Source organism: Mycobacterium shimoidei, from assembly GCF_900417275.1.
Taxonomy (GTDB): domain Bacteria; phylum Actinomycetota; class Actinomycetes; order Mycobacteriales; family Mycobacteriaceae; genus Mycobacterium; species Mycobacterium shimoidei.
In genome coordinates this window covers 1,921,938-1,946,757 of sequence record NZ_UEGW01000001.1, presented here as the reverse complement: position 1 = coordinate 1,946,757, position 24,820 = coordinate 1,921,938, and the positions used below count along the sequence as shown (strand labels likewise).

General features: G+C 65.2%; 24 protein-coding genes. 11 read left to right on the top strand and 13 right to left on the bottom strand.

Annotated features, from left to right (window positions below):
• The first annotated feature begins 3 nt into the window (after positions 1–3).
• The 4 genes from MSP7336_RS09575 to MSP7336_RS09560 are packed head-to-tail and all read left to right on the top strand — an operon-like array spanning position 4 to position 3,506.
• The gene (locus MSP7336_RS09575) at positions 4–1,218 is read left to right on the top strand and encodes a metal-dependent hydrolase family protein (RefSeq protein WP_069395895.1); all 1,215 of its coding nucleotides are present in this window, start codon (positions 4–6) and stop codon (positions 1,216–1,218) included.
• A complete protein-coding gene (locus MSP7336_RS09570; protein ID WP_069395894.1) occupies positions 1,202–1,627 on the top strand; it encodes a nuclear transport factor 2 family protein in 426 nt (141 codons plus the stop codon). Before MSP7336_RS09575 ends, MSP7336_RS09570 begins: the two co-directional genes overlap by 17 nt.
• Positions 1,624–2,712, top strand: coding sequence for an acyl-CoA dehydrogenase family protein (locus MSP7336_RS09565; RefSeq protein WP_069395893.1), 1,089 nt, complete (start codon positions 1,624–1,626; stop codon positions 2,710–2,712). The genes MSP7336_RS09570 and MSP7336_RS09565 overlap by 4 nt, the downstream gene beginning before the upstream one ends.
• Before the next feature lie 23 nt (positions 2,713–2,735).
• Positions 2,736–3,506, top strand: a complete 771-nt coding sequence (locus MSP7336_RS09560; RefSeq protein ID WP_069395918.1) for an acyl-CoA dehydrogenase family protein — start codon at positions 2,736–2,738, stop codon at positions 3,504–3,506.
• Positions 3,507–3,520: 14 nt separating this feature from the next.
• Here MSP7336_RS09560 and MSP7336_RS09555 read toward each other — a convergent pair whose 3' ends face one another.
• Complete coding sequence (locus tag MSP7336_RS09555; RefSeq protein ID WP_113963597.1) at positions 3,521–4,693, bottom strand: acyl-CoA dehydrogenase family protein; 1,173 nt, start codon at positions 4,691–4,693, stop codon at positions 3,521–3,523.
• 196 nt (positions 4,694–4,889) lie between these two features.
• Between MSP7336_RS09555 and MSP7336_RS09550 the strand changes: the two genes are divergently transcribed.
• From MSP7336_RS09550 to MSP7336_RS09535, 4 genes are all read left to right on the top strand, one after another.
• The gene (locus MSP7336_RS09550; RefSeq protein WP_069395891.1) at positions 4,890–5,555 is read left to right on the top strand and encodes a TetR/AcrR family transcriptional regulator; all 666 of its coding nucleotides are present in this window, start codon (positions 4,890–4,892) and stop codon (positions 5,553–5,555) included.
• A gap of 182 nt (positions 5,556–5,737) precedes the next feature.
• Positions 5,738–6,937: a cytochrome P450 gene (locus MSP7336_RS09545; protein WP_069395890.1), complete on the top strand. Its 1,200-nt coding sequence runs from the start codon at positions 5,738–5,740 to the stop codon at positions 6,935–6,937.
• 62 nt (positions 6,938–6,999) lie between these two features.
• Positions 7,000–7,836, top strand: a complete 837-nt coding sequence (locus tag MSP7336_RS09540) for a mycofactocin-coupled SDR family oxidoreductase (protein ID WP_069395917.1) — start codon at positions 7,000–7,002, stop codon at positions 7,834–7,836.
• Between the two features lie 16 nt (positions 7,837–7,852).
• A complete protein-coding gene (locus MSP7336_RS09535) occupies positions 7,853–8,680 on the top strand; it encodes an SDR family NAD(P)-dependent oxidoreductase (protein WP_069395889.1) in 828 nt (275 codons plus the stop codon).
• On the opposite strand, the gene MSP7336_RS09530 is transcribed toward MSP7336_RS09535, so the two are convergent.
• The 11 genes from MSP7336_RS09530 to MSP7336_RS09485 all read right to left on the bottom strand — a co-directional run bounded on the left by MSP7336_RS09530 (position 8,674) and on the right by MSP7336_RS09485 (position 19,446).
• Complete coding sequence (locus tag MSP7336_RS09530) at positions 8,674–9,477, bottom strand: SDR family NAD(P)-dependent oxidoreductase (protein WP_113963596.1); 804 nt, start codon at positions 9,475–9,477, stop codon at positions 8,674–8,676. The two genes, MSP7336_RS09535 and MSP7336_RS09530, sit on opposite strands and share 7 nt — an antisense overlap.
• A 5-nt stretch (positions 9,478–9,482) precedes the next feature.
• On the bottom strand, positions 9,483–10,337 hold the full coding sequence (locus MSP7336_RS09525; RefSeq protein ID WP_069395887.1) for an LLM class F420-dependent oxidoreductase: 855 nt from the start codon (positions 10,335–10,337) through the stop codon (positions 9,483–9,485).
• Complete coding sequence (locus MSP7336_RS09520) at positions 10,334–12,742, bottom strand: CaiB/BaiF CoA-transferase family protein (RefSeq protein WP_113963595.1); 2,409 nt, start codon at positions 12,740–12,742, stop codon at positions 10,334–10,336. Before MSP7336_RS09520 ends, MSP7336_RS09525 begins: the two co-directional genes overlap by 4 nt.
• Positions 12,743–12,745: 3 nt before the next feature.
• Positions 12,746–12,895, bottom strand: coding sequence for a hypothetical protein (locus tag MSP7336_RS23800; protein WP_157123579.1), 150 nt, complete (start codon positions 12,893–12,895; stop codon positions 12,746–12,748).
• A complete protein-coding gene (locus MSP7336_RS09515; protein ID WP_113963594.1) occupies positions 12,888–14,027 on the bottom strand; it encodes a M24 family metallopeptidase in 1,140 nt (379 codons plus the stop codon). The genes MSP7336_RS23800 and MSP7336_RS09515 overlap by 8 nt, the downstream gene beginning before the upstream one ends.
• Positions 14,014–15,240, bottom strand: a complete 1,227-nt coding sequence (locus MSP7336_RS09510) for a M24 family metallopeptidase (RefSeq protein WP_113964848.1) — start codon at positions 15,238–15,240, stop codon at positions 14,014–14,016. The genes MSP7336_RS09515 and MSP7336_RS09510 overlap by 14 nt, the downstream gene beginning before the upstream one ends.
• A 21-nt stretch (positions 15,241–15,261) precedes the next feature.
• Positions 15,262–16,323 carry an amidohydrolase family protein gene (locus MSP7336_RS09505; RefSeq protein WP_181786959.1) on the bottom strand — a complete coding sequence of 354 codons (1,062 nt, stop codon included), beginning with the start codon at positions 16,321–16,323 and terminating at the stop codon, positions 15,262–15,264.
• A gap of 169 nt (positions 16,324–16,492) precedes the next feature.
• A complete protein-coding gene (locus MSP7336_RS09500; RefSeq protein WP_113963593.1) occupies positions 16,493–17,737 on the bottom strand; it encodes a cytochrome P450 in 1,245 nt (414 codons plus the stop codon).
• A gap of 3 nt (positions 17,738–17,740) precedes the next feature.
• The gene (locus MSP7336_RS09495; RefSeq protein ID WP_069395881.1) at positions 17,741–17,935 is read right to left on the bottom strand and encodes a ferredoxin; all 195 of its coding nucleotides are present in this window, start codon (positions 17,933–17,935) and stop codon (positions 17,741–17,743) included.
• A complete protein-coding gene (locus tag MSP7336_RS09490; protein ID WP_113963592.1) occupies positions 17,932–18,594 on the bottom strand; it encodes a TetR/AcrR family transcriptional regulator in 663 nt (220 codons plus the stop codon). The genes MSP7336_RS09495 and MSP7336_RS09490 overlap by 4 nt, the downstream gene beginning before the upstream one ends.
• A 45-nt stretch (positions 18,595–18,639) precedes the next feature.
• Positions 18,640–19,446: an SDR family oxidoreductase gene (locus MSP7336_RS09485; RefSeq protein ID WP_069395879.1), complete on the bottom strand. Its 807-nt coding sequence runs from the start codon at positions 19,444–19,446 to the stop codon at positions 18,640–18,642.
• 281 nt (positions 19,447–19,727) lie between these two features.
• Between MSP7336_RS09485 and pstS the strand changes: the two genes are divergently transcribed.
• From pstS to pstA, 3 genes are all read left to right on the top strand, one after another.
• Positions 19,728–20,867: a phosphate ABC transporter substrate-binding protein PstS gene (gene pstS / locus MSP7336_RS09480; protein WP_069395878.1), complete on the top strand. Its 1,140-nt coding sequence runs from the start codon at positions 19,728–19,730 to the stop codon at positions 20,865–20,867.
• A 69-nt stretch (positions 20,868–20,936) separates the two neighbouring features.
• Positions 20,937–21,875 (top strand): phosphate ABC transporter permease subunit PstC, encoded by a 939-nt coding sequence (gene pstC, locus MSP7336_RS09475; protein WP_069395877.1) that lies wholly within the window; start codon positions 20,937–20,939, stop codon positions 21,873–21,875.
• A 7-nt stretch (positions 21,876–21,882) separates the two neighbouring features.
• Positions 21,883–22,788, top strand: coding sequence for a phosphate ABC transporter permease PstA (gene pstA, locus MSP7336_RS09470; protein ID WP_069395876.1), 906 nt, complete (start codon positions 21,883–21,885; stop codon positions 22,786–22,788).
• Positions 22,789–22,805: 17 nt separating this feature from the next.
• Here pstA and MSP7336_RS09465 read toward each other — a convergent pair whose 3' ends face one another.
• Complete coding sequence (locus MSP7336_RS09465; protein ID WP_113963591.1) at positions 22,806–24,800, bottom strand: serine/threonine-protein kinase PknD; 1,995 nt, start codon at positions 24,798–24,800, stop codon at positions 22,806–22,808.
• Between the last annotated feature and the right edge of the window lie 20 nt (positions 24,801–24,820).

Sequence of the window (24,820 nt, the reverse complement as noted above, 5' to 3'; positions counted from 1 at the left end):
GAGGTGCTGACGCTCAAGGCAGCTGGGCTACTCGACGTCGACGTCGGGGAGATCGTCCGGCCGGGCGTTGTGCGGATTGACGACGAGCGTATCGCCGGTGTGGGCGGCGCACCGCAGGGTGATGTCATCGATCTCGGTGACCAGATTCTGTTGCCGGGGTTGATGGACATGGAAGTCAACCTGCTGATGGGCGGGCGCGGGGAGACCGGTCTGGCCTCCTCGGTGCAGGACGATCCGCCCACCCGGGTGCTGCGTGCGGTGGGCAATGCCCGCCGCACCCTGCGCGCGGGATTCACCACGGTGCGCAACCTTGGCCTGTTCGTCAAGACCGGGGGTTATCTGCTCGACGTCGCGCTGGCCAAGGCGATCGACAAGGGCTGGATCGACGGACCCCGAGTGGTGCCTGCGGGGCACGCGATCACCCCGACCGGCGGCCACCTCGATCCGACGATGTTCTCGGCGTTCGCGCCGGATCTGCTGCACTTGACCGTCGAGGAGGGCATCGCCAACGGTGTCGACGAAGTCCGCAAGGCGGTGCGCTACCAGATCAAATACGGCGCACAGCTGATCAAGGTGTGCTGTTCTGGTGGGGTGATGTCGCTCACCGGGCCGCCTGGAGCACAGCACTATTCGGACGAAGAGCTGCGGGTCATCGTCGACGAGGCGCATCGGCGCGGGCTGCGGGTGGCCGCGCACACGCACGGCGCCGAGGCGGTCAAGCATGCCGTCGCCGCCGGCATCGACTGCATCGAGCACGGCTTTCTGGTCGACGACGAGGCAATCGCGACCATGGTCACCCACGGCACCTTCCTGGTGAGCACCCGGCGCCTGACCGACGCGATGGACGTCTCCCATGCCCCACCCGAACTGCAGGCCAAGGCCGCAGAGATGTTCCCCCGGGCGCGTAAGTCCATCCTCGCCGCCTACGAGGCCGGCGTGAAGATCGCGGTCGGCACCGACGCGCCGGCGATCCCGCACGGCCGAAACGCCGACGAACTCGTCACCCTGGTGGAATTGGGTCTACCGCCGCTGGAGGTACTGCGAGCGGCGACCACCACCGCCGCGGAGCTCATCGACGCCACCGACCGCGGCAGGTTGGCGGAGGGCCTGCTGGCCGACATCATCGCAGTGCCGGGAGATCCATTGCAGGACATGACCGTGACCCAGAACGTGAGCTTTGTCATGAAGGGCGGCAAGGTGTATGCCAACAAGAACTGAAGACCTCGTCGAGATCCAACAGCTGCTGGCCCGCTACGCGGTCACCATCACTCAGGAAGACATCGACGGGCTGCTCAAGGTCTTCACGCCCGATGGCACCTACAGCGCCTTCGGAGAAACCTATTCGCTGGAGCGGTTTCCGGCGCTGGTGGACGCCGCGCCGAAAGGTTTGTTCTTGACCGCAACCCCGGTGATCGAGTTCGCCGGCGACACCGCGACCGGCACCCAGCCGCTGTGCTTCATCGACCATGCCACCCACGACATGCGCATCGGCTACTACAACGACACCTACGTCCGCACCCCCGATGGGTGGCGACTCAAAACCCGTGCGATGACGTTCATTCGGCGCAGCGGTGCACACGACTCGGGTCGCCCGCATGCGGTGGGGCGGCCATCGGGCGAAGCATGAAGGTCGAGCAGTTCCGGGCGGACTTATGTGCCTGGCTCGACGAGAACGACCTGACCCCGGGGCCGGATCACTCGCTGGAAGGCCAAATCAAGCAGCTTGCCCGAGTTCATTCCGCGCTTTATGACGCGGATTGGATGCGATATGGCTGGCCGGTCGAAGTCGGCGGGCTGGGCGGTCCGGCGATACTGCGCGCCGTCGTCGGCGAGGAGATCGTCGGGCGCGGACTCGCCGAGCCCGGCCCATACTCGATGGTCGAGGTGCTGGCGCCGACGATGATCGATTACGCGCCAACGGAACTCGCCGCGGAAATGGTGCCGCGACTCCTGTCCGGGCGCGAACAGTGGTGTCAGGGCTTCTCCGAACCCGGATCGGGCAGCGACCTCGCATCGTTGACCACCCGCGCCACGCCCCGCGGGGATGACTGGGTGGTCAACGGCCAGAAGGTGTGGACGAGCTTCGCGCAGTACTCGACACGATGTGTGCTGCTGACTCGCACCGCGCCTGGCCATGACGGCATCACGGCGTTCTTCGTCGACCTGGACACTCCCGGCATCACCATCCGGCCGCTACGCACCATGCACGGCGTCGACGAGTTCTGCGAAGTGTATTTCGACGATGTGGTGATTCCCGGCGCTCGGATGCTCGGCAAGCCAGGAGACGGTTGGCGCCTCGCGATGGATCTGCTGCCCTACGAGCGCTCCACCTGCTTTTGGCAACGAATCTCGTACCTGTATTCACGATTCGATCGACTCATCGTCGAGGCCACCGAGACAGACGATTCCAGTCTGGGCGCGGCATACCTGGCACTGCATACCCTGCGCTGCCGATCGCGCGCCACCCAGCACCGGCTGGCCGACGGCCAACGGCTCGGGCCGGAAACATCGATCGACAAGGTCCTGCTGGCCGGCGCAGAGCAACGGATGTATGACACCGCCCGCGACTTGCTGCCCGGTGTGGTCGAGCTCGACGAGTCCGATTGGCGCACCGAGTTTTTGTATTCGCGAGCGGCGACAATCTACGGCGGTACCGCCGAAATCCAGCGCAACATCATCGCGCGCAGGCTGCTGGATCTGGGCAAGGAGTGAGTGTGGACGCCGAGTCCTTGCGGATGTTGGCCGACGCGCTGCGCAAGTCCATGGCAGCGACGTCCGGTGCAGCGCTGGATGCGGCGCTGGCGGACCTGGGCTGGCGCGACATGCTCGACGAGATGCCAGAGGACGCTATTGCGTTGGTGTTTCGGCTACTCGGCGAGACCGGCACCCATGCCCCGGTGCTCAATGATGTGGTGTTGCGTGCGGCAGGACATGACGCAGGCGGCACGATCCCACTGCCCTACGTTGGCGGGTCATGGGTCGTGTGGGAACGCACCGACAAGCCAGGCACAGCACTGGGTGACGACCTGCCGATTCACCGCGTGCCCGAAGGAAATTCGGTGCCACTGGCCGCCGGGCGGCACGCGCTGGCCTGGTGGCTGCTCGGGTCCGGCCGGGCCATGCTCTCGCTGGCCCGCCGGCATGCGCTGGAACGCACCCAATTCGGCCGTCCCATCGCGTCGTTCCAAGCGATCAGGCATCGACTGGCCGAGACGCTCGTCGCGCTCGAGGGCGCTGAAGCCACCTTGCTCGCCGCCGCGGCCGAACCCGACGACCTGAGCTTTCTGCTGGCCAAAGCCGCTGCCGGTCAGGCCGCGCTGACCGCCGCGCGCCACTGCCAGCAGGTACTGGGCGGCATCGGCTTCACCGCCGAGCATCAGTTGCACCGTTACGTGAAGCGGGCGCTGGTGCTGGACGGAATGCTCGGCAGCGCCAGGGAATTGACCCGCGAAGCCGGAGCACTGCTGCGCAGCAAGGGATCGGCGCCGCGGCTGGCCCACCTTTAGGTCTTCGCGGGACGTTATCGGGGCAGCCCCAAAAGCCGCTGGGCGATGATGTTGCGCTGAATTTCTGATGTGCCACCGGCAATCGTCCCGGCGAAGGTCCGAAAGTAACGATCGAACCAGCTGCCGTAATGGGCATCCAAATTCAGCGGTGCGAACGGCCCGGTGATGCCGGGATGGATCAGCCCGTCGGTACCGGCCGCGCTCAACGCGTGCTCGTACGCAGTCTGGAGGGCTTCCGAGCCCAACAGTTTCAGCACCGACACGGTTGCCACGTCCTCTTCACCGCGGTCGGCGCGCGCCAACGCGGCGGAACCCAGCAGGTTCAACGCTTCGGCATCCATGACGAGTCTGGCGAATTGATCGCGCTCCAATGCCCCGGACGGCCGAAAGTCGATGAGCAGGTCGCGCAGCTGACTGGCGTACCCGACCCACAGCATCGTGCGTTCATGTCCCAGTGAGCCGTTCGCCACCCGCCATCCCTCGTTCAGCGGGCCGACCAGATTCTCGACCGGGACCCGCGCATCGGTGAAGAACACCTCGTTGAAATCCAGGTCGTCGCGATCCGAGGCCGAGGCGAACGGTCGGCGCGTCAGACCAGGTGTGTCGGTGGGGATGAGTAACGCACTGATGCCCTTGTGTTTTGGGGCGTCGGGATCGGTCCGTACAAAAGTCAGCAACACATCGGCGTCGTGAGCCCCCGATGTCCAGACCTTTTGCCCGTTGACGACGAAATGGTCGCCGTCGCGCACCGCGCGGGTCCGCAACGACGCGAGATCCGAGCCCGCGCCCGGCTCGCTCATTCCCAGCGAGGCGGTCATCTCGGCCCGCAGAATGGGCACCGCCCACCGGTGCTTCTGCTCGTCGGTGCCGAATGACAGGATTGACGCCGCGATGATCCCCACGCCCTGCGGGTTGAAGCTGTGATAGATCCGCCGCCGCGACAGCTCCTCCAGGTGTACGTATTGCTGCAAGACGGTCGCGTTGCGGCCGCCGAATTCCGGCGGATAGCCGGGCAGCAGCCAGCCGTGGTCGAACAACAGCCGCTGCCATCGGCGAGCCCAGTGGGGAATGTGTGACGTCGAGCGCGGCCGTTCGGTGGCCAGTGCCTCGTCGGGTAAGTGCTCGTCCAGGAACGCGATGAAGTCGGATCGGAATGCCTCGACGTCGGCGTCAAACGTTAGCTGCACGGGTGCTCCTCGGCGATGGCGCCCGCAGATGTGTGTTCTGCTTCCCAGGACACCGAAAAGAGAATACTATTCTCATGATGAGAAAGTTTCAATCTCGAACACGGCATCCGTGAGGAGGTCTGGGACACCAATGTCACGGCGTTCTCCGGTACAGTCCAATCATGTTCTCCCCTCACGGCAATCTTCCGAGTCGCCGGTGACAAGCCCCAGCGAAGAGCCGGCCTGGAAACAGCGCGCGGTCGAGCGGTCGATCAAAACGGCGAAGCTGCGGGCGGCCCAGCGCGTCCAGCGTTTCCTCGACGCCGCGCAGGCCATCATCATCGAGAAGGGCAGCACGGACTTCACCGTCCAAGAGGTTGTCGACCGCTCCAAGCAGTCCTTGCGGAGCTTCTACCTGCAGTTTGACGGCAAACATGAGCTGTTGTTGGCGCTGTTCGAAGATGCTTTGAGCCGTTCGGCCGATCAGATCCGCGCGGCCACCGACAGCCATTCCGACCCGCTTGAGCGGCTCAAAGTGGCCGTCGAGCTGCTGTTCGAAGCGTCGCGCCCCGACCCGACCGCCAAACGACCGCTGTTCACTGACTTTGCTCCAAGACTGTTGGTCTCGCATCCAGCCGAGGTCAAGATAGCTCACGCGCCACTACTGGCGTTGCTGACCGAGCTGATGGAAGAGGCCGACGCGGCCGGGCAACTGCGGCCCGGCATCGCCCCCAAGCGGATGGCCGCGATGACGATGCAGACCGTCATGTTCATCGCACAGTCCAGTGGCGGTTCGGATGAAGCGACGGTTCACCCCATCACCGCCGACGAGGTATGGGACTTCTGCTCACGCGGATTCGTCCGCGAGGGCCGCGAGAACTAGGTTACCGCCGCCCGAGAACCTCGCTTACGCGAAGGCGTCGTAAGGGTATGAGAACATAATTCTCTGTCCACGAGAATTCGAGATGGCGAAAATGAATTCCGCATTGACACCGTTGGGCGCTGATGACAGAGTTCTCCCTGGCAGCAGAAGTGAGAACGTGGTTTCTGTGAGAGGCAGATTCTGTGACCGTTAGCGCGACCAGCGAGGTCTACTACGACCCGTACAACCCGGAAATCAATGCCGATCCCTACCCCACGTTTCGCCGGCTGCGCGAGGAAGCGCCGCTGTACTACAACCCCGAGCACGACTTCTACGCGCTGAGCCGCTTCGCCGACGTCGACGACGCGCTGGTCGATTACGAGACGTTCAGCTCGGCCCGCGGGGGGATTCTCGAACTGATCAAAGCCAACATCGAAGTTCCTTCGGGCGTACTGATTTTCGAAGATCCGCCGCTCCACGACATTCATCGCAAGCTGCTGGCTCGGATGTTCACCCCCCGCAAGATCAACGAGCTGGAAAGCAAAATCCGCGAATACTGTGTGCGCTGTCTGGATCCGCTGGTCGGCGCGGACCGATTCGACTTCGTCGCCGACCTGGGTGCGCAGATGCCGATGCGGGTGATCGGCATGCTGCTGGGTATTCCCGAAGCCGACCAGGAGGCTATCCGGGACCGCTCGAACGCCACCATGCGCACCGAGGTCGGCAAACCGATGGATCACACCAAGGGATTCGACTCCGGCGAGGTCTTCGCCCAGTACATCGATTGGCGGGTGGACCACCCGTCCGACGACATCATGACCGAGCTCCTCAACATCGAGTTCGAGGACGAGACCGGCACCACCCGCCGACTGACCCGCGACGAATTGCTCATCTACGTCAACGTGGTGGCCGGGGCCGGCAACGAGACAACGACCCGGCTGATCGGTTGGACCGGGAAAGTGCTTGCCGAGCATCCGGATCAGCGTCGGCAGCTGGTCGAGGACAGGTCCCTGATACCGCGGGCGATCGAAGAATTGCTGCGCTACGAACCGCCGGCTCCGCATGTGTGCCGATACGTGACCCGCGACGTGGAACTTTATGGACAGCGGGTGCCGGCCGGCAGCGTGATGATGATGCTGATCGGTGCGGCAAACCGGGACCACCGCCAATTCCCTCCTGACGGTGACGTTTTCGACATCCACCGGGAGGTCCGCCAGCACCTGTCATTCAGCGTCGGCACACACTACTGCCTGGGTTCGGCACTGGCCCGGCTGGAGGGACGGATCGCGCTGGAAGAGATCTTGAAGCGCTTTCCGGACTGGGACGTCGACCTGACCAACGCCAGCTTGTCTCCGACGTCCACCGTGCGGGGATGGGAATCCATGCCGGCTGTTATTCGCTGATTTGTCAGCCCATTTGAAGCATTCGAAACATTTGAATCAATGTCGATCGAATCGAGGTAATGATGGCGGGACGAGTTGAAGGCAAGGTCGCCTTTATCACCGGTGCGGCGCGCGGCCAGGGTCGCAGCCACGCGGTGCGATTGGCCCAAGAGGGCGCCGACATCATTGCCGTTGACATCTGCAAGCAGATCGACAGTGTCCAGATCCCGCTTTCCACGCCTGAGGATCTGGCCGAGACCGCGGATCTCGTGAAGGGCCATGACCGCCGCATCTACACCGCCGAGGTCGACGTGCGGGACTACGGCGCGCTGAAGGCAGCCGTCGACGCCGGCGTCGAGCAGCTCGGCCGGCTCGACATCATCGTCGCCAATGCCGGGATCGGCAATGGTGGTGCAACGCTGGACAGGACCAGCGAACGCGACTGGACCGATATGATCGACGTCAACCTCGGCGGCGTGTGGAAGACGGTGAAAGCCGGTGTGCCGCATATGTTGGCGGGCGGTCGCGGCGGTTCGATCATCTTGACGAGCTCCGTCGGCGGGCTCAAAGCTTACCCGCATACCGGTCACTACGTGGCCGCCAAGCACGGCGTGGTGGGGCTGATGCGGACCTTCGCGGTCGAATTGGGCCAGCACATGATTCGGGTCAACTCCGTGCATCCGACCAACGTGAACACGCCGTTGTTCCTCAACGAAGGGACGATGAAGTTGTTCCGGCCGGATCTGGAGAACCCCGGCCCCGACGACATGAAGGTCGTCGCCCAGATGATGCACACCTTGCCGATCGGCTGGGTGGAGCCCGAGGACATCAGCAACGCGGTGCTCTTCCTGGCATCCGATGAAGCCCGATACATCACCGGCGTGACACTGCCGGTCGATGCCGGAAGCTGTCTGAAGTAGGTTAGGGTCCCGTCCCATGGACGGGTTGGACAATCGGGGCGCGGTCATCACCGGCGGCGCGAGCGGCATCGGCTTCGCCACCGCGCGCGAGCTCGCCCGCCGCGGCGCCGCCGTGGTGCTTGCAGACATCGAACAGGGCGCACTCGACGAGGCTGTGACGCGCCTGCGCGGTGACGGATTCGACGCGCACGGTGTGGTTTGCGACGTCCGGCATCTGGGGCAGGTGGCCGACCTCGCCGATGAGGCGTTCCGTCTGCTCGGCGGCGTTCACGTGGTCTTCAACAACGCGGGTGTCGCGGTGGCGGGGCCGATCGCGCAGATGACGCACGACGACTGGCGCTGGGTGATCGACGTGGACCTGTGGGGCCCGATTCACGGAGTCGAGGCGTTTCTGCCGCGGCTTGTCGAGCAAGGCCAGGGCGGGCATCTGCTGTTCACCTCGTCGTTCGCCGGCCTGGTGTCCAATGTCGGCCTCGGACCGTATTCGGTTGCCAAGTACGGTGTCGTTGCCCTGGCAGAGGCGCTGGCCCGCGAGGTCAAGCCGAACGGAATCGGGGTGTCGGTGCTGTGCCCGATGCTGGTCGCCACCAACATCGGCAACTGCGAACGCAACCGCGGCGCCGAGTATTCAGGGTCGGCGACACAACCGGTTTCGGCCCCGGTCACCGTGGGCCAAGAGGACGTGCTCGACGCCGACGACGTCGCTCGGCTGACCGTCGACGCGATCCTGGCCGAGCGGCTCTACGTGCTGCCGCATCAGGCTGCGCGCGACTCGATCCGCCGCAGGTTCGAGCGCATCGACCGCACCTTCGACGAGCAGGCCGGCCAGGGCTGGCCCTACTGACTAGGGCCCAGCTGCGGGTTCCCGGTTGTCGGATGGTGGTACCAGCCGCCGGCCGCGTGCGTTCCACCGTCTACGTGGATGGTTTGGCCCGTGATGTAGCTCGCCATATCGGAAGCGAGAAACACAGCGGCTGAGGCGATCTCGTCGACAGTGCCGGGACGGCCCATCGGGACGACATGGGAGACCTGCGCGCTGAGTGCCCCGAGGTTGGCCAGGCCTTCGGTCAAGGTGATGTCGGGTGCCAGTGCGTTGACGCGAATGCCGTGCGGTGCCAGTTCGAATGCGGCGGTCTTGGTGTAGTTGATCACGCCCGCCTTGGCCGCTGCGTAGGCGGCGTAGCCGGGCGCGGCGCGCACGCCTTCGATCGACGTCAGGTTGATGATGCTGCCCGGCCGCGCCGCGCTGACGAGTTGTCGTGCGACCTGCTGGGTGCACAGCAGCACGTGGCGCAGGTTCGCCTTGTACAAAGCATCCCAGCCGTTTTCGCTGGTCTCCAGCAGCCTGGAGAAGAACGTGCCACCGGCGTTGTTCACCAGGATGCTCACCGGTCCCAGCTCGTCGGTCGTACGCTGCAGTGCGGACTCGACCTGCTCGGTGTCACGTACGTCGGTCACGATCCCGAGCGCACCGATGGTGTCGGCTGCGGCGGCGCAACTGTCGGCGTCTCGCTCCCAGATCGCCACCGATGCGCCGAAGGCGACCATGGCGGCGGCGATGCCGCGACCGATCCCGGCTCCCCCGCCGGTCACCACCGCGACGCGGTCGGTCAGCTGGATGTCGGACGGGCCGATCGCCATGGTCGTTATCCTGCCGCAGCAGACTTTTCGATGTATTGGTCGGCGAAGGCGGCGATGCCGTCGAGGGCCTCGCGGGTACGTTGCCAGGGTGAGGTGATGAGCCGGTCGATGCCCGCGTCGGCGGCGCGCTGCACGTCATCGGGTGACGACAACGGCACCGATGTGGTGATTTGCGGTTTGCCGCTGCGCCCGTGCGCGCTCCACAGTTGGGTCAGTGTGCGCACCGACTCCGGTATGCGGTCCAGCGTGTGGTTCATCGGCAACCAGCCGTCGCCGTAGCGCGCCACCCGTCGCAGCGCAGCCTTGCCGTCGCCGCCGATGTGCAGCGGAGGACCCGCTGGTTGCACCGGTTTGGGCTCGAACATGACTTCGTCGAAATCGAAGAACCGGCCGTGGTGTTCGACGCTGGGTTGGCTCCACAACGCCCGGCACACCTCGAGTGCCTCGTCGACGCGCGCGCCGCGGGTGGCGAAGTCGAGTCCGGCGGCATCCCATTCCTCGCGCAGCCAGCTCGCCCCGACCCCGAAGTCGAAACGCCCACCCGAGACGATGTCGAGGGTGGCGGCGGCGCGGGCGCTGACGAACGGGTGGCGTAGCCCGATGTTGTAGACGTAGGTGCCCAGCCGGATGGTGCTGGTTTGCGCGGCCAGAAACGACAGGTAGTTCAGCGCGTCGAATACCGGTGTCTGCGGCGGAATCGGTGGGTGCGTGTCGCCGTGGTGGGGACTGCCGCTCATCGCGGTGGGCAACACCAGATGCTCGGGAAGCCACACCGACTCGAAGCCCAATTCCTCCGCCCGCTTGGTCAATTGCGGCCACAGGCCGGGATGTGCGCGGGCCAGCGGGATACCGAATTTCACTGTGCTTTCACCCTTCTCGTGACGGCCGGTGTCCGTCCGATGATGCCATCGGCTTCCAGCTCGGCGATTTCGGCCGCGCTCAACCCGAGTTCGGTGAGCAGCTCGTGGTTGTGCTGGCCGAGCAGCGGCGCCGGGTGCAGGTGGAACCGCTCCGGCCCGCGAAAGAACCGTACCGCCACGGTGCTGTGCGGGGCGGGGTCGTTGACCGGGTGGTCGACGTTTTCGAAGAAGGCCCGGAAGCCAAGTTGACCCAACTCGGTTTGGCGGTGCGGCTGCATGACCTTGGCCACCGGCACACCGGCGTCCCAGAGGCATTCGACGATCTCGTCGCCGCTGCGCTGTGCACACCAGGCGCTGAGCTGCTGGTCGATCAAGTCGTGTTGTTCGCTTCGTCCGCGGGCAGTTGCCAGCGCCGGATCCATCGCCCACTGCGGCCGGCCCAGCGCGCGGCGCAGGTGCGCCCACTGCTCGTCGGTGGCCACCGCGATCGCGACCCAGCTATCGAGCCGGCCGAATTCGTCGACGTCGGCGGTGCGGTACAGGTTCTGCGGCGCGGCTGTCGGTCCGCGGTTTCCGGCCCGTTCCAGCAGTGCACCGTAGGCCGAATACTCGATCACCTGTTCGGCGGTGATGTTGACCGCCGCGTCGATCATCGCGGCTTCCACCATCACCCCCTCACCGGTGCGGCGCCGATGTTCCAGCGCCAGCAGCAGCGCGTTGAGCGCGTGCACCCCCGCGTTGGGGTCACCGATCGAGTAGGGCTCGTCCGGAGTGCGGTCGGGATATCCGGTCAGCCAGCTCACCCCGGAGGCGGCCTCGATCGCGTAGGCGAAGGCCGGGTTGTCACGCCACGGCCCGTCCAGCCCGAATCCCGGCATCCGCAGCAGAATCGCGTCGGGCCGCTGGGCCTGCACCGCCGCGAAGTCCAGACCGATCTGGTCGAGCACGCGCGGGGTGAAGTTCTCGACGATCACGTCGCAGGTTGTAATGAACCGGCGCAACAAGTTTCGGCCTTCGTCGGTTTGCAGATCCATGGTCAGACCCTTTTTGTTGGTGTTCAGACTCGAAAAGATCGGCGAACGCTCCCACCACAGCTCTTCGCTCATCGGCACGCCGGCGATCAGCCGGGTGCCGTCGGGTTTGCCGGTGGACTCGACGTGGATGACCTCGGCGCCGAGCAGCGCCAGGAAATGCGTGCACGACGGACCGGCCCAGAACGTCGTCAGGTCCAGCACCCGTAGACCGGCGAACGGCAGGCGATCCGCCGTGCCCCCGTTTTCGGCCCGCCGCGTTCGAGTCATGCCGGACTGGCGATACTGCGCGGTGTGCTCGCCGAGCCGGGGAGCCGGTTGCGGCGGGCGAAGCTGGGCTGGTCGCATGCGGTAGGGGTGGCCCGGCTGAGAAAACCCGTCGCGCGGATTCATGGTGAACGTCCGACGCTGTTGAAAATGATCCAGCCCGGTGATGTTGGCGCCGTTGGCAACTGGCGCGTTGGGGATGCGAAATGCCGTGGCGAGTTCACAAATCTCCTCGACCGTCCGGCTCTCGACCCAGGCATAGATCTCGTCGGCGTGTTCGTTGGCCTGTTCGGTGATCGTCAGCGGCGAGTCTTCGGCGATCCACTCCTGGTGGCCGACCATCGCGCACAGGTCGAAGAACTGCTGGGCGGTTCCGCAGCCGACGTCGACCAAGCCGTCTTTGGCGCGGGCGATACCCGGGACGGTTACCTTGCGCGCGTCCCGCCATGGCCGGCCGAGCATTTCGAAGTAGGTCACCGGGAAATAGGTAAGACCCAGTATCTGGGTTTCCAGCATCGACAGGTCAACCAGATCGCCGGCGCCACACGTTATCTGGCGCAGCCTTGCGGTCAGCGTCGCTGCGCTGGCATACGCGCCGGCAAAGAACTCGCCGACCTGCCCGCCCACGAATACCGGCGCCCGATCCGGTGATCCCCGGCCCAGGCCGACGATTCCGCCCGACCAAGCCTGCAGGGTGAACTCGGTCGCCGGACGGTCCCGCCACGGGCCGTCGAGCCCGAACGGCGTGATCGAGGTGACGACCAGGTGCGGATGCGCGCGATGGATTTCAGCTGGGGCGAACACATCCGCGAGCGGTGAGCCGCGCGACCACACCGCGGCATCCGCGGACGCCAGCAGTGCGTCCACGAAGTCGACGTCGGAGTGCGGGTCGGCGACCACGCTGTGCTTGGAGCAGGCCAGGAAACTGAACAGGGCACCGTCGCCTTCGAGGTGGGCGCCCGAAGCGGACCACCGCCGCAGCGGATCGCCTCGTGGTGGCTCGACTTTGATCACACGCGCCCCGCCGTCAGCGAGCAGTTTGGTGCAATAGGCGCCGGCGATACCACTGGAAAGGTCGACGACCGTGTAACCCTGCAGCGGCTCCACCGGCTACTCGTCCTCTTCGCGGCTGGACTTGCTCAACCGGAACTCGGGCGGAAACTTGCGGTCGACCGTGATCGTCGCGATCTTGGTTTCCGGGTCCTTCGCGTAGCGGATGATCTCCTCCGGCGAGTGGGCCCAGTGGGCACTGTCAGGCATGGACGACGCCTTGCCAGGACGGGCTGGTCGTCAGCACCTGCGGCCCGTCTGCGCTGATCAACACTGCTTCGCGGCCGAATACTGCGCCGAGGCCCTGCTGCCACACGTACCCGGTGACCGCAAGCACCATCCCGGCCTCCAGCTGCTCCTCGGCGGCAGTGGCCGGCAGGTGCGCCGACACGACCGGCGGGTCGAAGCCCATGCCCAGTCCGCGCGCCACCGGCATCGGCGGAAGCGGTTCTTTCGCACTGTGATACGCCGAAATCAGGTCGGTGGCCGGAGCACCGGCCTGGCAGGCGTCGAAGAGCCGCTGCCACAGCAACTCCCAGCGGCGGTACAAGTCGGCGGCTTGATGTTGGGTGGCGTCGCCGACCGGCCAGGTGCGGCCGACTTCACCGGTATAGCCGCCGCCGAGCACACCCACGGAGAACGCCACCAGGTCGCCGGATCGCACTCGCCCATCGCTGCTGGCGCGCCGCCACGGATGCTCCCGCGACGTCACCCAGGCGACGTCCTGGGTCGAGGGTGTGCTCACACCGCCGGCCGTCATCGCCTCCAGCAACACTGCGGCCAACTCCTTCTCGCTGACGCCTTCGGTCAGTTCGGGTAGGGCCGTGGCGAGCGCGTTCTCGGCCACCTGGATGGCCTCGCGCAGCGCGGCCACCTCCTCGTCGGTCTTGACACGTCGAGCGGCCCGCATCGCCGGTTCGCCGTCCACCAGCTCGGCATTGGGGAACGCCATCGGCAACAACTGTCTGAAGGTCGGCGAGAGGGCGTCGGTACCAACACGTTTCACATCGTCGGCGCCCTCGATTTTCTGCAGCACCGCGATGGTGTTCATTGGGTTCCAGGCGATGCCGTAAAGATTCTCGTGCGGGATGTCGTCGGGTACACCTTCGTCCCAGGTGCTCAGCAGATGGATCGCCCCGGTCTTACGCACCACCACACACGTCGGGCCGAACGGGCGGGTGCCGGCCACCCACAGTTGCGGAGCGCCGGCGACGTAGCGGACGTTGGCTTGCCGGCCGAGCACCAGGACATCCAGGTCGTGCGCGGCCATCTGGGCCAGAGCGCGCTCCCGGCGTCCCAACCGCAGCGCGCGGTCGTCGGGCAGGACTTCAGTGCGCGCCATAGGGGTCATAGGGGTAGTCGGTCAACGAAATCCAACCTTCCTCGGTGATGACGATGATCTCTTCACTGCGGTAGCCGCCGGTGCCGTCCTCCCATACCACCGGTTCGAGAACCAGCACCATCCCCGGCTCGAATACGAAGTTCTCGTCGAACTCGTCACCGAGATCCGTTCCGATCATTGGTGTTTCGGCGGCGTTCACGCCGATGCCGTGCCCAAGGTAGAAGTGCGGCAGCCAGGGCCGGAAACCGCCGTTGGCCTTGGTCGCGGCCCGGCCCAGCTCGGCGGCCGTTGCGCCGGGACGGGTCACCTCGAGCACCGCGCTCATGATGTCGCACCATCGGCGAAATTGCGCCTGCTGGCGCGGTGTCGGGTCCTGCCCCACCAACCAGGTCCGCCCGAAGTCCGAGCAGTAGCCGGCGTAGGTGATGCTGACATCGGTCCACAGCACGTCGCCGGCGGCGAGTTCGCGCTCGGTCGTCAACAACGGCAGCGCCAGATCGCCGTGGGTGGTCCACACACCCTCCGCCTTGCTGTTCGGCATCACCTGCCAAATCGGTTCCAGCATGCTGGCCATCGCACCCAATTCGAAAGCGCGGCGCATGAAGCCGGCGGACAGGTCGATTTGGCGGATACCGGGGGCCAGCGCGGCCTGCACGTCGACCATGGCTGTGTCGGTGATCCGGCATGCGGCGCGGATACAGCTCAGCTCGTCGGGAGTCTTGATCAGCTTGGCGGCTCCGACGATTGCGGCGGCGTCGACGGCCCCGTCGGCCGGGAACAACCGGTGCCGGGCGCGCCGCATCGCCCCGGTGAACTCGTCGACGGCGACGACCGCGTCCGGGGGCACGAATTCTGCGACCAGCCGGGCGAAGTTCTCCACGCCCTCGTCGAACTCCAAATAGACCGGGCCGTGCAGGTGGTCGGCGGGCAGCCCGGATTCCGAGGATGCGCCTTCGCGAAACGGCAGGAAAAGATGTGGCCACTGATCATCTGCGCGCACCACCGCCACAGGCCGCTCGACGTAGGACAAGCCCGCGTCTCCCAGCGGCCAGCTCACCCCCGTCGCATAGACCACATTGCTGTTGTTCAGCAGGATCAACGTGTCGACGCCGCGTTCGGCCATCGCTGACCGCAGCCGCGCTCCGGTTTGTGCGCGCATGCGGTCGAGGTCGGGGGTATCCGGGATGACGAGCGCTGACGGCGGCGCCTGCATGAACGTCGTCACCAAACCGCCTCAGAGACCGAGGAAGTCGGTGATGTTGCCGCTGACGATCCGCGCTGCGGCCGTGGGTCCGACAGCGTCGACGACAGCGGCCAGCGACTTCTCCGAATAACCGTAGGTGCTTTCGTTGTGCGGGTAGTCGCTCGACCACATCACCTTGTCGACCCCGATTTTGTCGATCAACTGCAGCCCGAGCGGGTCGACCATGAACGACGCGCTCATGTGCTTGTCCCAGTAGTAGCGCACATCGTGTTCGACCGGCCGGTTGAACATGTGCCGATACGACGCCACCAGATGCTCGGCGTCCTGCAACGCCCATGGAACCCAAGCGATTCCGCCTTCGAACCAGCCGATCCGCAGTTTCGGATGGCGGTCGAGGATGCCGGCGAAGATGTACTTGGCGAACGCCTCGCGGAACCCGTCGACGTTGATCATCATTCCGACGACCACGCTGTTGAATTGGCAGGGAGTTTTCGGCGGGGTTTCGCCGATGTGATGGGTGACGGGCAGGCCTGCCTCCTCGATTTCGTCCCACACTGGGCTCATGGCATCGCTGGCATAGTCGATGATGTTGCCGTCGTCATCCTTGCCGGGGTTCAATGGCAGTAGAAATGTCTTGAGACCCAACGATTTCAGTTCCGACAAAGTCCGCCGGGTCCCCTTCGGGTCCCACCAGTTGATAAGTCCGGCGCCATAGAAATGGCCGCCCGAGCGTTCTTGCAGGTCGGCGATGTACTCGTTGTAGATGCGGAACGCAAGCTCACGGAGTTGCTTGTCGGGGAAGTGGAACAGCGCCAAAAGCGCGTTGGGGAAAGCCAACTCTTTCTCGACGCCGTCCTCGCGCAGCTCCTGGATCCGGGCTTCGATGTTCGTGGTGGCCGCCCCGGGCAGGTCGTCATATTGCATGAGCACCGCGCTGAAGTCGCCCGGCAAGAACGACTGGCCCTTGCGGCCGAGTTGATACGCGCCCTCCTCGTACCAGATCCGCGGCGCCTTGTCCTTGAGGTCCTCGGGAAATCGCTCGTAGAAGATGTCCTCGGCCAGCGAGATGTGGTTGTCCGCGGAGAAAACCACGGTGCCCTCGGGCAGGCCCACGGTGCTGATGTCGGCGTGGCCGCGTCGATTCTTCGGCGCGCCGTACCCTTCCGGTGGATACAGAGAAACGGTGGTGGTCATTGCGGACCCTCCAATTCCAGCGGGTTGGTTTCGAGACTAGCCATGTCGATTTGTCCCGGATAGGCCTTCACCAGGTCACCGGCAGCTCGTAGACGCCGTACGCCAGCCGATCGTGTTTGAACGCAATGTTCTCGATCTGCACGGCCAGCCGCATCGTCGGGATACGGCGCGCCAACGTGTGAAAGACGATTTGCAGTTCGGCGCGGGCCAGCTGCTGGCCAACGCATTGATGCCGGCCGTAACCGAATGCGACGTGCTGGCCCGCCTTCGAGCGGTGCAGGTACAACCGGTCCGGTTCGTCAAAGATGTTGGCGTCCCAGTTCGCCGGAGCCAGATCGATGATGATGCCCTCGCCGGCGCGAATGGTCTCACCGGCGATGTCGATGTCTTCGATGGCGACCCGGCGCTGGCCGTTCTGGATGATGGACAGGTAGCGCAGCAGTTCCTCGACCGCATTGGCGATGACGTTCGCGTCGTCGGTGTCTTGCAGCACCGCCAGCTGCTCGGGGTGCTCGAGCAAGGCGAGCACGCCCAGCCCGATCATGTTGGCGGTCGTCTCATGTCCGGCGATGAGCAGACCGGTGCCCAGCTGGGCGGCTTCTTTCACACTGAGCTCGCCGGCCCTGACGCGTTCGGCCAGATCGGAGATCGCGTCCGCCGGATCTTCGGACGGACACTGCACCTTGGTTTCGACCAAGTTCGCCAGGTACTTCGCCAGCCCGGCCGCGCCTTTGGCGGTGTCTTCGGCGGTGGCGTAGCGGGCCAGCCCGATGTTGGCGTGGCGCTGGAAGAACTCCGCGTCCTGGTACGGCACACCCAGCAGCTGGCTGATCACCAGCGACGGCACCGGCAGCGCCAACGCGGTGACGATGTCTGCCGGCCGGGGCCCGGCCAGCATGGCGTCGATATGGTCGTCTGTGATCTGTTGGATCACCGGGCGCAGCCCTTCAACCCGCTTGAAAGTGAACGGTTTCGACAGCATCCGCCGGAACCGGGTGTGTTCTTCGGCGTCGGAGGTGAAGACCGAGCGCGGCCGCTTGTGCACGGTCGACAACATGCCCTCGTTCCAATGCGGGAAGCCGGCGCGCCGGTCGTCGACGCTGACCCTGGAATCGGAGAACAGCGCCCGCACCTCGTCGTACCCGGTGACCAGCCATGGCGTGCTGCCGTCCCAGATCCGCACCCGCGACAGCGGTTTCGACTTCGCCAGCGCCATCACGTCGGGCGGCGGCGCGAACGGGCATCCGGCCTCGCGGGCCATCGGATAATCCGGAACGTCCTGGGCCGTGATGCTGGTGAGGGTGTCGGACACTTCTCACTCCTCGATGTGGATGGCCAGCGCTGGACAACCTGCGGCGGCACTGCGGGCGTTATCGGCCTGCTCAGCCGGTGGACTGTCGTTGAGCAGCACGACGACGCCGTCTTCGTCGCGTTGGTCGAAGATTTCCGGAGCGCGCATCACACAGTTTCCCGAGGACGCGCATTTGTCTTGGTCGACAGTCACTTTCATCTGTCGCTACTTTCGGTCACCGGGGCAAGCCACAGGCCCACGATCGCGTCGATGAGCCCCGATGCGGCGGCCTGCCACGACAGCTTGCGATCACCGCTCGCTATCGCGCGTTCGAGGTCGGCGCAGGTGTGCACCAGCAGGTTGCGCGCCATCAGGTTGCGCTCGCCGTGGACGTCGACGGGCAACTCCGGCAGGCAGCGGTTGATCCCATCGATCACCTGGACCAGCGACGGCGAGGTCAGCGCGTCTTTGACCACGATGTTGTAGTACGCCGGATCGGTCATCACCTGCGCGGCGAAGCGCGCATACCAGGTGGGGTTGCCGAGCGCGGCCAGATGCTCGGTGAGCGGACAGACCAGGCAGGCCACCCAGTCGCGCATGTCGGCCGGCTGAGCGCGCTGCGACAACTCGGTCACCATCTGCTCGCGCAACCGTTCGATCGGCACCCGGTGCTTGCGCTCGATGGCGCGCACCAGATCGGTTTTGGTGCCGAAGTGATAGCCGACCGCGGCGTTGTTGCCCTGGCCGGCGGCTTCGCTGACCTGGCGGTTGGACACCGCGAAGACGCCGTGTTCGGCGAAAAGCCGCTCGGCCGCGGCCAGGATCGCCTCCTGAGTGGTGCTGGCCCGCTCGGTGCGCGCAGTCCTCGCTGTGGTCACCCGGCCAAGTCAACGCCGTTGGACCTATTAAGTCAAGCGCTTGATTTAATCTTTGCGCCTCGTGATCGGTTTGCCCGCGGAGGTGCCCCCGTCGACCGGCAAAACCACTCCGGTGACGTACCGGGAGCGGTCGCCGGCGAAGTACAGCGCCGCCTCGGCGACGTCGTCGGGTGTGCCTTCCCGCTGTAGCGGCCGGTCGGCCCGCATCCGCGCGCGGGTCGTCTGCTCGAAACGCTCGAGTTGCTCGGGAGTCATGCCGGTCGCCGAGGACGCCAGTAGCGGAGTGGGGATGCTGCCCGGCGCGATGCAATTGACCCGGACGTCGTGGTAGGCCAACTCGATCGCCGCGGACTTGCTGAACTGGATCACCGCGGCCTTGGAGGCGCGATATGTCATCACGCCACCACCGGCCTGGATGCCGCCGATCGACGACACGTTGATGATCGAGCCGCCACCGTTGGTTGCCATGTGGCGGGCGGCATCGCGGGTACCGGCCATCACGCCGAGGACGTTGACCGCCATCACCCGGTGGAAATCCGCGAGGTCGTCCTCGAGGAAGCTGCGGTGCATCTTGCTGGACACGCCGGCGTTGTTGACCATGATGTCGAGGCGACCGAACTGCTCGACAGCAAAGCCCACCAGGCCGTTGACCTGGTCCGGGTCGCCGGTGTCGGACCGCCGAGAGATCGCCTGGCCGCGATGCTTTGCCGCGAGCGCACTGGCCCGGTCGCCATCGATATCGCCGATGACCACCTGCGCGCCCTCCGCCACAAACCTTTCGACGATCCCCGCGCCGATCCCCGATGCGCCTCCGGTGACGATCGCGACTTTGCCGGCTAGCTCGTTGCCCACACCGACGAGTTAATCGACGCCGTCGGTGTTAAGTCAAGTGATTTATTTTTTACGGCAGGCCTGCCCTGTTTGCTCGTCAGCACAAAAAGCGACGCGGATTGCTCGACTGATGGGTTGTGGTGCTGATACGTTCACGTCGGTGGGGACCTTTGTTGTTCGTGCGTCTCTACGGTTCCGGCCCGAAGGAGCCGCGGACCCACTGGCTGCCCGGCGCGACCTGACCGTCGGCGCAGCGAAAGTGGCCGTCGCGACTACCATCTCTACTGTTCGAAGGAGCTGAGTTGAAACTCAACCGATTTGGCACTGCGCTCGGTGTCATGGCCAGCGGCGCACTTGTGTTGTCGGGGTGTGGCAATGACAACAGCGCGAACCAAGGCGCGAACCAAGGCGCGCCAACGACGTCCGGTTCACCGGGTGCTACGGCGTCAGCGAATGTGAATTGCGGCGGCACCAAGACGCTGAAGGCCAGCGGGTCGACAGCCCAAGCCAATGCGATGGCCCGCTTCGTCAACGCGTTCGAGGAGGCCTGTTCAGGGCAGACTCTCAACTACACTGCCAACGGCTCCGGCGCCGGCATCAATGAATTTACGGGCAACCAAACCGATTTCGCCGGCTCGGACGTAGCGCTGAAGCCCGAGGAAGCCACGAAAGCGCAGGAGCGCTGCGGCTCACCCGCCTGGCATCTGCCGACGGTTTTCGGGCCCATCGCGGTTACCTACAACGTCAAGGGCGTGGACAAACTGGTTCTGGATGGACCGACCGCCGCCAAAATCTTCAACGGCGCTATCACCACGTGGAATGATCCCGCCATCGCGGGGCTGAACCAGGGCACCACGTTGCCGGATGAGCCGATCCATGTGGTGTTCCGCAGCGACGAGTCCGGGACGACCGCGAATTTCCAGGAATACCTCGAGGCTGCCTCCGACGGCGCTTGGGGCAAGGGTGCCGGAAAGACGTTCAACGGCGGTGTCGGTGAAGGCGCCAAGGGCAACGACGGCACGTCGGCGGCGGTCAAGGGCACCGAAGGGTCGATCACCTACAACGAGTGGTCGTTCGCCCAGGCGCAGAAGCTGAGCATGGCCCAGATCGTGACTTCGGCGGGTACCGAGCCGGTGTCGATCAGCGCCGACTCGGTTGGCAAGACCATCGCCGGGGCAACGATCAAGGGTGAGGGTAACGACCTGGTACTCGACACGAACTCGTTCTACAAGCCGACACAGGCCGGGTCCTACCCGATCGTGCTGGCGACGTATGAGATTGTCTGCTCGAAGTATCCCGACCCCCAAGTCGGCACGGCCGTAAAGGCTTTCCTGCAGGCTGCGATCGGCCCGGGTCAAGAAGGCTTGGCGGACAACGGATACATCCCGATTCCGGACTCGTTCAAGTCGAGGTTGTCGACCGCGGTCAACGCTATCTCCTGATCGCTATAGGCATTGGCTCAACAATCACCAACCACGCCTGATCGCTCCGGGGCAAGTCCCGGGTTCAAGGTGACCAGTGTGGCGGCGGCACGGCGCGGCGACCGACTGTTCAAGTCGGTCGCCGTCGCCGCCGGGATGACGGTCGTGATGGCGATCGCGCTCATCGCGATCTTCCTGCTGGTCAAAGCGGTGCCGTCGTTGCGTGCGAACCACGCCAACTTCTTCACCAGCTCGCAATTCGACACCCGCGAGGCCGACAATCTGGCGTTCGGCATCCGCGACTTGTTCATGGTCACCGTATTGAGCTCATTGTTCGCTCTGGCGTTGGCGGTGCCGGTGGCAGTGGGGATCGCGGTGTTCCTCACCCAATACGCCCCGGCCAGGTTGTCGCGGCCGTTCGCCGGGATCGTAGACCTGCTGGCCGCGGTACCTTCGATCATCTTCGGGTTGTGGGGAATCTTCGTGCTGGCGCCGCAACTCGAGCCGTTAGAACTGATGCTCAACCGGCATCTGGGATGGTTGTTTCTGTTCAAGAAGGGCAACGTGTCGTTGGTAGGTGGCGGGACCATCTTCACCGCCGGCATTGTGCTTGCGGTGATGATCCTGCCGATCATCTCGTCGGTGTCGCGAGAAGTGTTCCGGCAGACTCCAAGTACCCAAATCGAAGCAGCGCAGGCACTCGGTGCGACGAAGTGGGAAGTCATCCGGATGACCGTCTTTCCGTTCGGCCGTAGCGGTGTCATCGCGGCGTCAATGTTGGGCCTGGGCCGTGCTCTGGGTGAAACCGTGGCGGTGCTGATCATCTTGCGGGCCGCTGCCCAGCCCGGCCACTGGTCGTTGTTCGACGGTGGCTATACCTTTGCCTCCAAGATCGCCTCGGCGGCAACCGAATTCAGCGAACCGTTACCCACCGGCGCGTATATTTCAGCCGGCTTCGTGCTGTTCGTGCTGACGTTCTTGGTCAATGCCGCCGCCCGGGCGGTCGCCGGCGGAAGGGTGAATCAGTGAGCCGCAGATGAGCACCGAGACCCTCAGCCGGCCGGTCAAGACCGGGACATTTGGCCACATCAGTATCGAGCGTCGGATCAAAAACCAGGTCGCGACAGTGCTTTTCCTCGCCTCGTTCATCGTGGCGCTGGTGCCGCTGGTATGGCTGCTCTGGGTGGTCGTCGCGCGCGGGTGGTACGGGGTCACCAGGTCGGGCTGGTGGACACACTCACTGCGCGGGGTGATGCCCGAGGAGTTCGCCGGCGGGGTGTATCACGCGTTGTATGGAACGATCGCTCAGGCGGGGGTCGCAGCGCTGATTGCGGTTCCGCTGGGATTGATGGTCGCGGTGTATTTGGCGGAGTATGGCCCGGATCGGCTGACACGGCTGACCACGTTCATGGTCGACGTGCTCGCCGGGGTGCCCTCGATTGTGGCGGCGCTGTTCATCTTCGCCCTGTGGATCGCCACCCTGGGCTTCGAGCAGAGCGGCTTCGCGGTGTCACTGGCGCTGGTTCTGCTGATGCTGCCGATCGTGGTGCGGGCAGCCGAAGAGATGCTCAAGCTGGTCCCCGACGAGTTGCGAGAAGCCGGCTACGCGTTGGGGATTCCGAAATGGAAGACCATCGTGCGCATCGTCTTCCCCGTCGCCTTGCCCGGCATCATCTCCGGTGTGTTGTTGTCGATCGCGCGCATCGTCGGCGAAACGGCGCCGGTGCTGGTGCTGGTCGGCTACAGCCGTTCGATCAACTACGACATGTTCGACGGCAATATGGCCTCGCTGCCGCTGCTGATCTACACCGAACTCTCTAACCCCGAACACGCCGGCTATTTGCGGATTTGGGGTGCGGCGCTGACGCTGATCATCGTGGTGGCGGTCGTCAACTTGGTTCCCGCTGTCGTGACCCGCCTGCTGGCAGCCCGACGTCTATAACTTCCGCTAATTGGACGCTAATTGGACTTTGTCGGCGGCAGCTTCACCACTCTGTTGTTGCCCCGGTCGGCGACGTAGATGTTGTGGTCCTTGTCGATGTCCACATCCAGTGGGGTGTTGAGACCTTCGAACGGCAGCACGACGGGGGTGCTCGACCCGGCCTCCAGCTTCACCACCTTGCTGGTGTCGTGTTCGGTGACGTAAACGGTGCCGGCGTCGTCCACCGCGATGCCCCACGGCACCGATAAGGGGCCGAACGGCAGCTCGACCGGAGTGTTCGATCCCGCCTCCAGCTTCAGCACCCGGTTGTTGTCGGAGTCGGTGACGTAGATATTGCCGGCGTTGTCGAGCGCGACCGCGTCCGGGTGCTTGAGGTCGGTGAACGGCAGGTCGGTCTGGTTGTTCGACTCGTCCAACTTCACCACCCGGTTGTTGCCCCGGTCGGCGACATAGACATTGCCGGCGCTGTCCACCGCCAGTCCCTCGGGGTAGTTGAGGCCGGTGATCGGTAGCTCAGTCTGGTTGTTCGACCCGGCGGCCAGCTTCACCACCCTGTTGTTGAAGTCGGTGACGTACACCGCGCCGGCGGCATCCACCGCCAACCCCTGCGGCTCATAGAGGCCGGTGAACGGTAGCACCGACGGGGTGGTCGACCCGGGCGCCAGCTTCACCACCCGGCCGTACATGCCCTGGTTTGTGACGTAGACGTTGCCGGCGCTGTCCAGCGCCACTCCGCCCGGGGACAAACGGAAATTCAGGCCGTTGAACGGCAGCACCGTTTGACCGTTCGCCGACTTCGAGGAGGATTGCGGATGGAACAACAGGATGGCGGCGGCAACGACGACCCCGACAACTACGAGCGCGATCGCCCCGATGATCGCCCACCGTCGGCCGTGGTGCTCCGGTTCTTCAGGTGCTTTGCTGAAGTCGGGCGCGGCGACCGGGGCGGCAGAGGTCGGGATTCCTGGTTGGCTGGGCCAGCTACTGCCACCGGTATCGGTGTACGACGCCCACGCCGGCCGGGTCCAGCTGTCCGAATCCGGACCGGACCCGGTGGGCTGAGGTTGGGCTTGCTCGCGGAAACCCGCCGCGGCGCCGGCAGCGCCGGCGGCGCCGCCGGCCAACAAGGTGGCATTGTCACCCTGTCGCAGAATCGTTGCGGCCTGAACCTGCTCGGTTGCGGTCAACGCGTCGTGGGCCGCAGCGGCCAGCTCGCCGGCGCTGCGGTAGCGCTCCGCGGGGTTTTTGGCCATGCCCTTGGCGATCACGTGATCCAGCGCCGGGGGAACTTCCCCGGGTCGCGTTTCACTGGGCCGCGGAATAGGTTGCATCAGATGCGCGGCGACCAGCTGCTCGATGCTGTTGGCACGGTACGGCGGCGCGCCCGTCAAGCACTCGGCCAACACACAGGCCAGCGCGTAGACGTCCGCGGGGTAGCTGACCTCGTCGCCGGAAAAACGCTCCGGGGCCATGTACCGGTAAGTTCCGATGGCGGTGCCGGTTTGGGTCAACCCGGGATCGGTGGCGGCGCGGGCAATGCCGAAATCGACCAGGTAGGCAAAGTCGTTAGCGGTGACCAGAATGTTCTCCGGTTTGACGTCGCGATGCATGATGCCGTTGGCGTGCGCGGCGTCCAGCGCGGCCGCGATCTGGCGCACGATGGCCACCGCCCGGGCCGGCGGCAGCGGGCCGTCGCGCACCACGATGTCGCGCAGTGACGTGCCGTCGATCAGGCGCATGTCCACATAGAACTGGCCGTTGATTTCGCCGTAGTCGTGGATCGGCACCACATGCGGCTCGGTGAGCCGTCCTGCGGTATCGGCCTCGCGTTGCATACGGGCGCGGAACTCAGGGCTGTTGGAGTACTGCTCCGAGATCAGCTTCAACGCCACCACCCGGTGCTTGCGCGCATCCTCGGCCTCGTAGACCTCCCCCATGCCGCCGCGGCCCAGCAGCCGCTTCAGCTGGTACGGCCCAAACCACGTACCCACCCGCGAACCTGGGTCGGTCACCGTCGACGCTCCCTTCCGCT

What these genes read in the sequence shown, in the direction of transcription:
- MSP7336_RS09570 (WP_069395894.1), top strand. Translation starts at nt 1,202, where the DNA reads ATGCCAACAAGAACTGAAGACCTCGTCGAGATCCAACAGCTGCTGGCC.
- MSP7336_RS09565 (WP_069395893.1), top strand. Translation starts at nt 1,624, where the DNA reads ATGAAGGTCGAGCAGTTCCGGGCGGACTTATGTGCCTGGCTCGACGAG.
- MSP7336_RS09560 (WP_069395918.1), top strand. Translation starts at nt 2,736, where the DNA reads ATGTTGGCCGACGCGCTGCGCAAGTCCATGGCAGCGACGTCCGGTGCA.
- MSP7336_RS09540 (WP_069395917.1), top strand. Translation starts at nt 7,000, where the DNA reads ATGGCGGGACGAGTTGAAGGCAAGGTCGCCTTTATCACCGGTGCGGCG.
- MSP7336_RS09535 (WP_069395889.1), top strand. Translation starts at nt 7,853, where the DNA reads ATGGACGGGTTGGACAATCGGGGCGCGGTCATCACCGGCGGCGCGAGC.
- MSP7336_RS09530 (WP_113963596.1), bottom strand. Translation starts at nt 9,477, where the DNA reads ATGGCGATCGGCCCGTCCGACATCCAGCTGACCGACCGCGTCGCGGTG.
- MSP7336_RS23800 (WP_157123579.1), bottom strand. Translation starts at nt 12,895, where the DNA reads ATGCCTGACAGTGCCCACTGGGCCCACTCGCCGGAGGAGATCATCCGC.
- MSP7336_RS09515 (WP_113963594.1), bottom strand. Translation starts at nt 14,027, where the DNA reads ATGGCGCGCACTGAAGTCCTGCCCGACGACCGCGCGCTGCGGTTGGGA.
- MSP7336_RS09510 (WP_113964848.1), bottom strand. Translation starts at nt 15,240, where the DNA reads ATGCAGGCGCCGCCGTCAGCGCTCGTCATCCCGGATACCCCCGACCTC.
- MSP7336_RS09495 (WP_069395881.1), bottom strand. Translation starts at nt 17,935, where the DNA reads ATGAAAGTGACTGTCGACCAAGACAAATGCGCGTCCTCGGGAAACTGT.
- pstA (WP_069395876.1), top strand. Translation starts at nt 21,883, where the DNA reads ATGAGCACCGAGACCCTCAGCCGGCCGGTCAAGACCGGGACATTTGGC.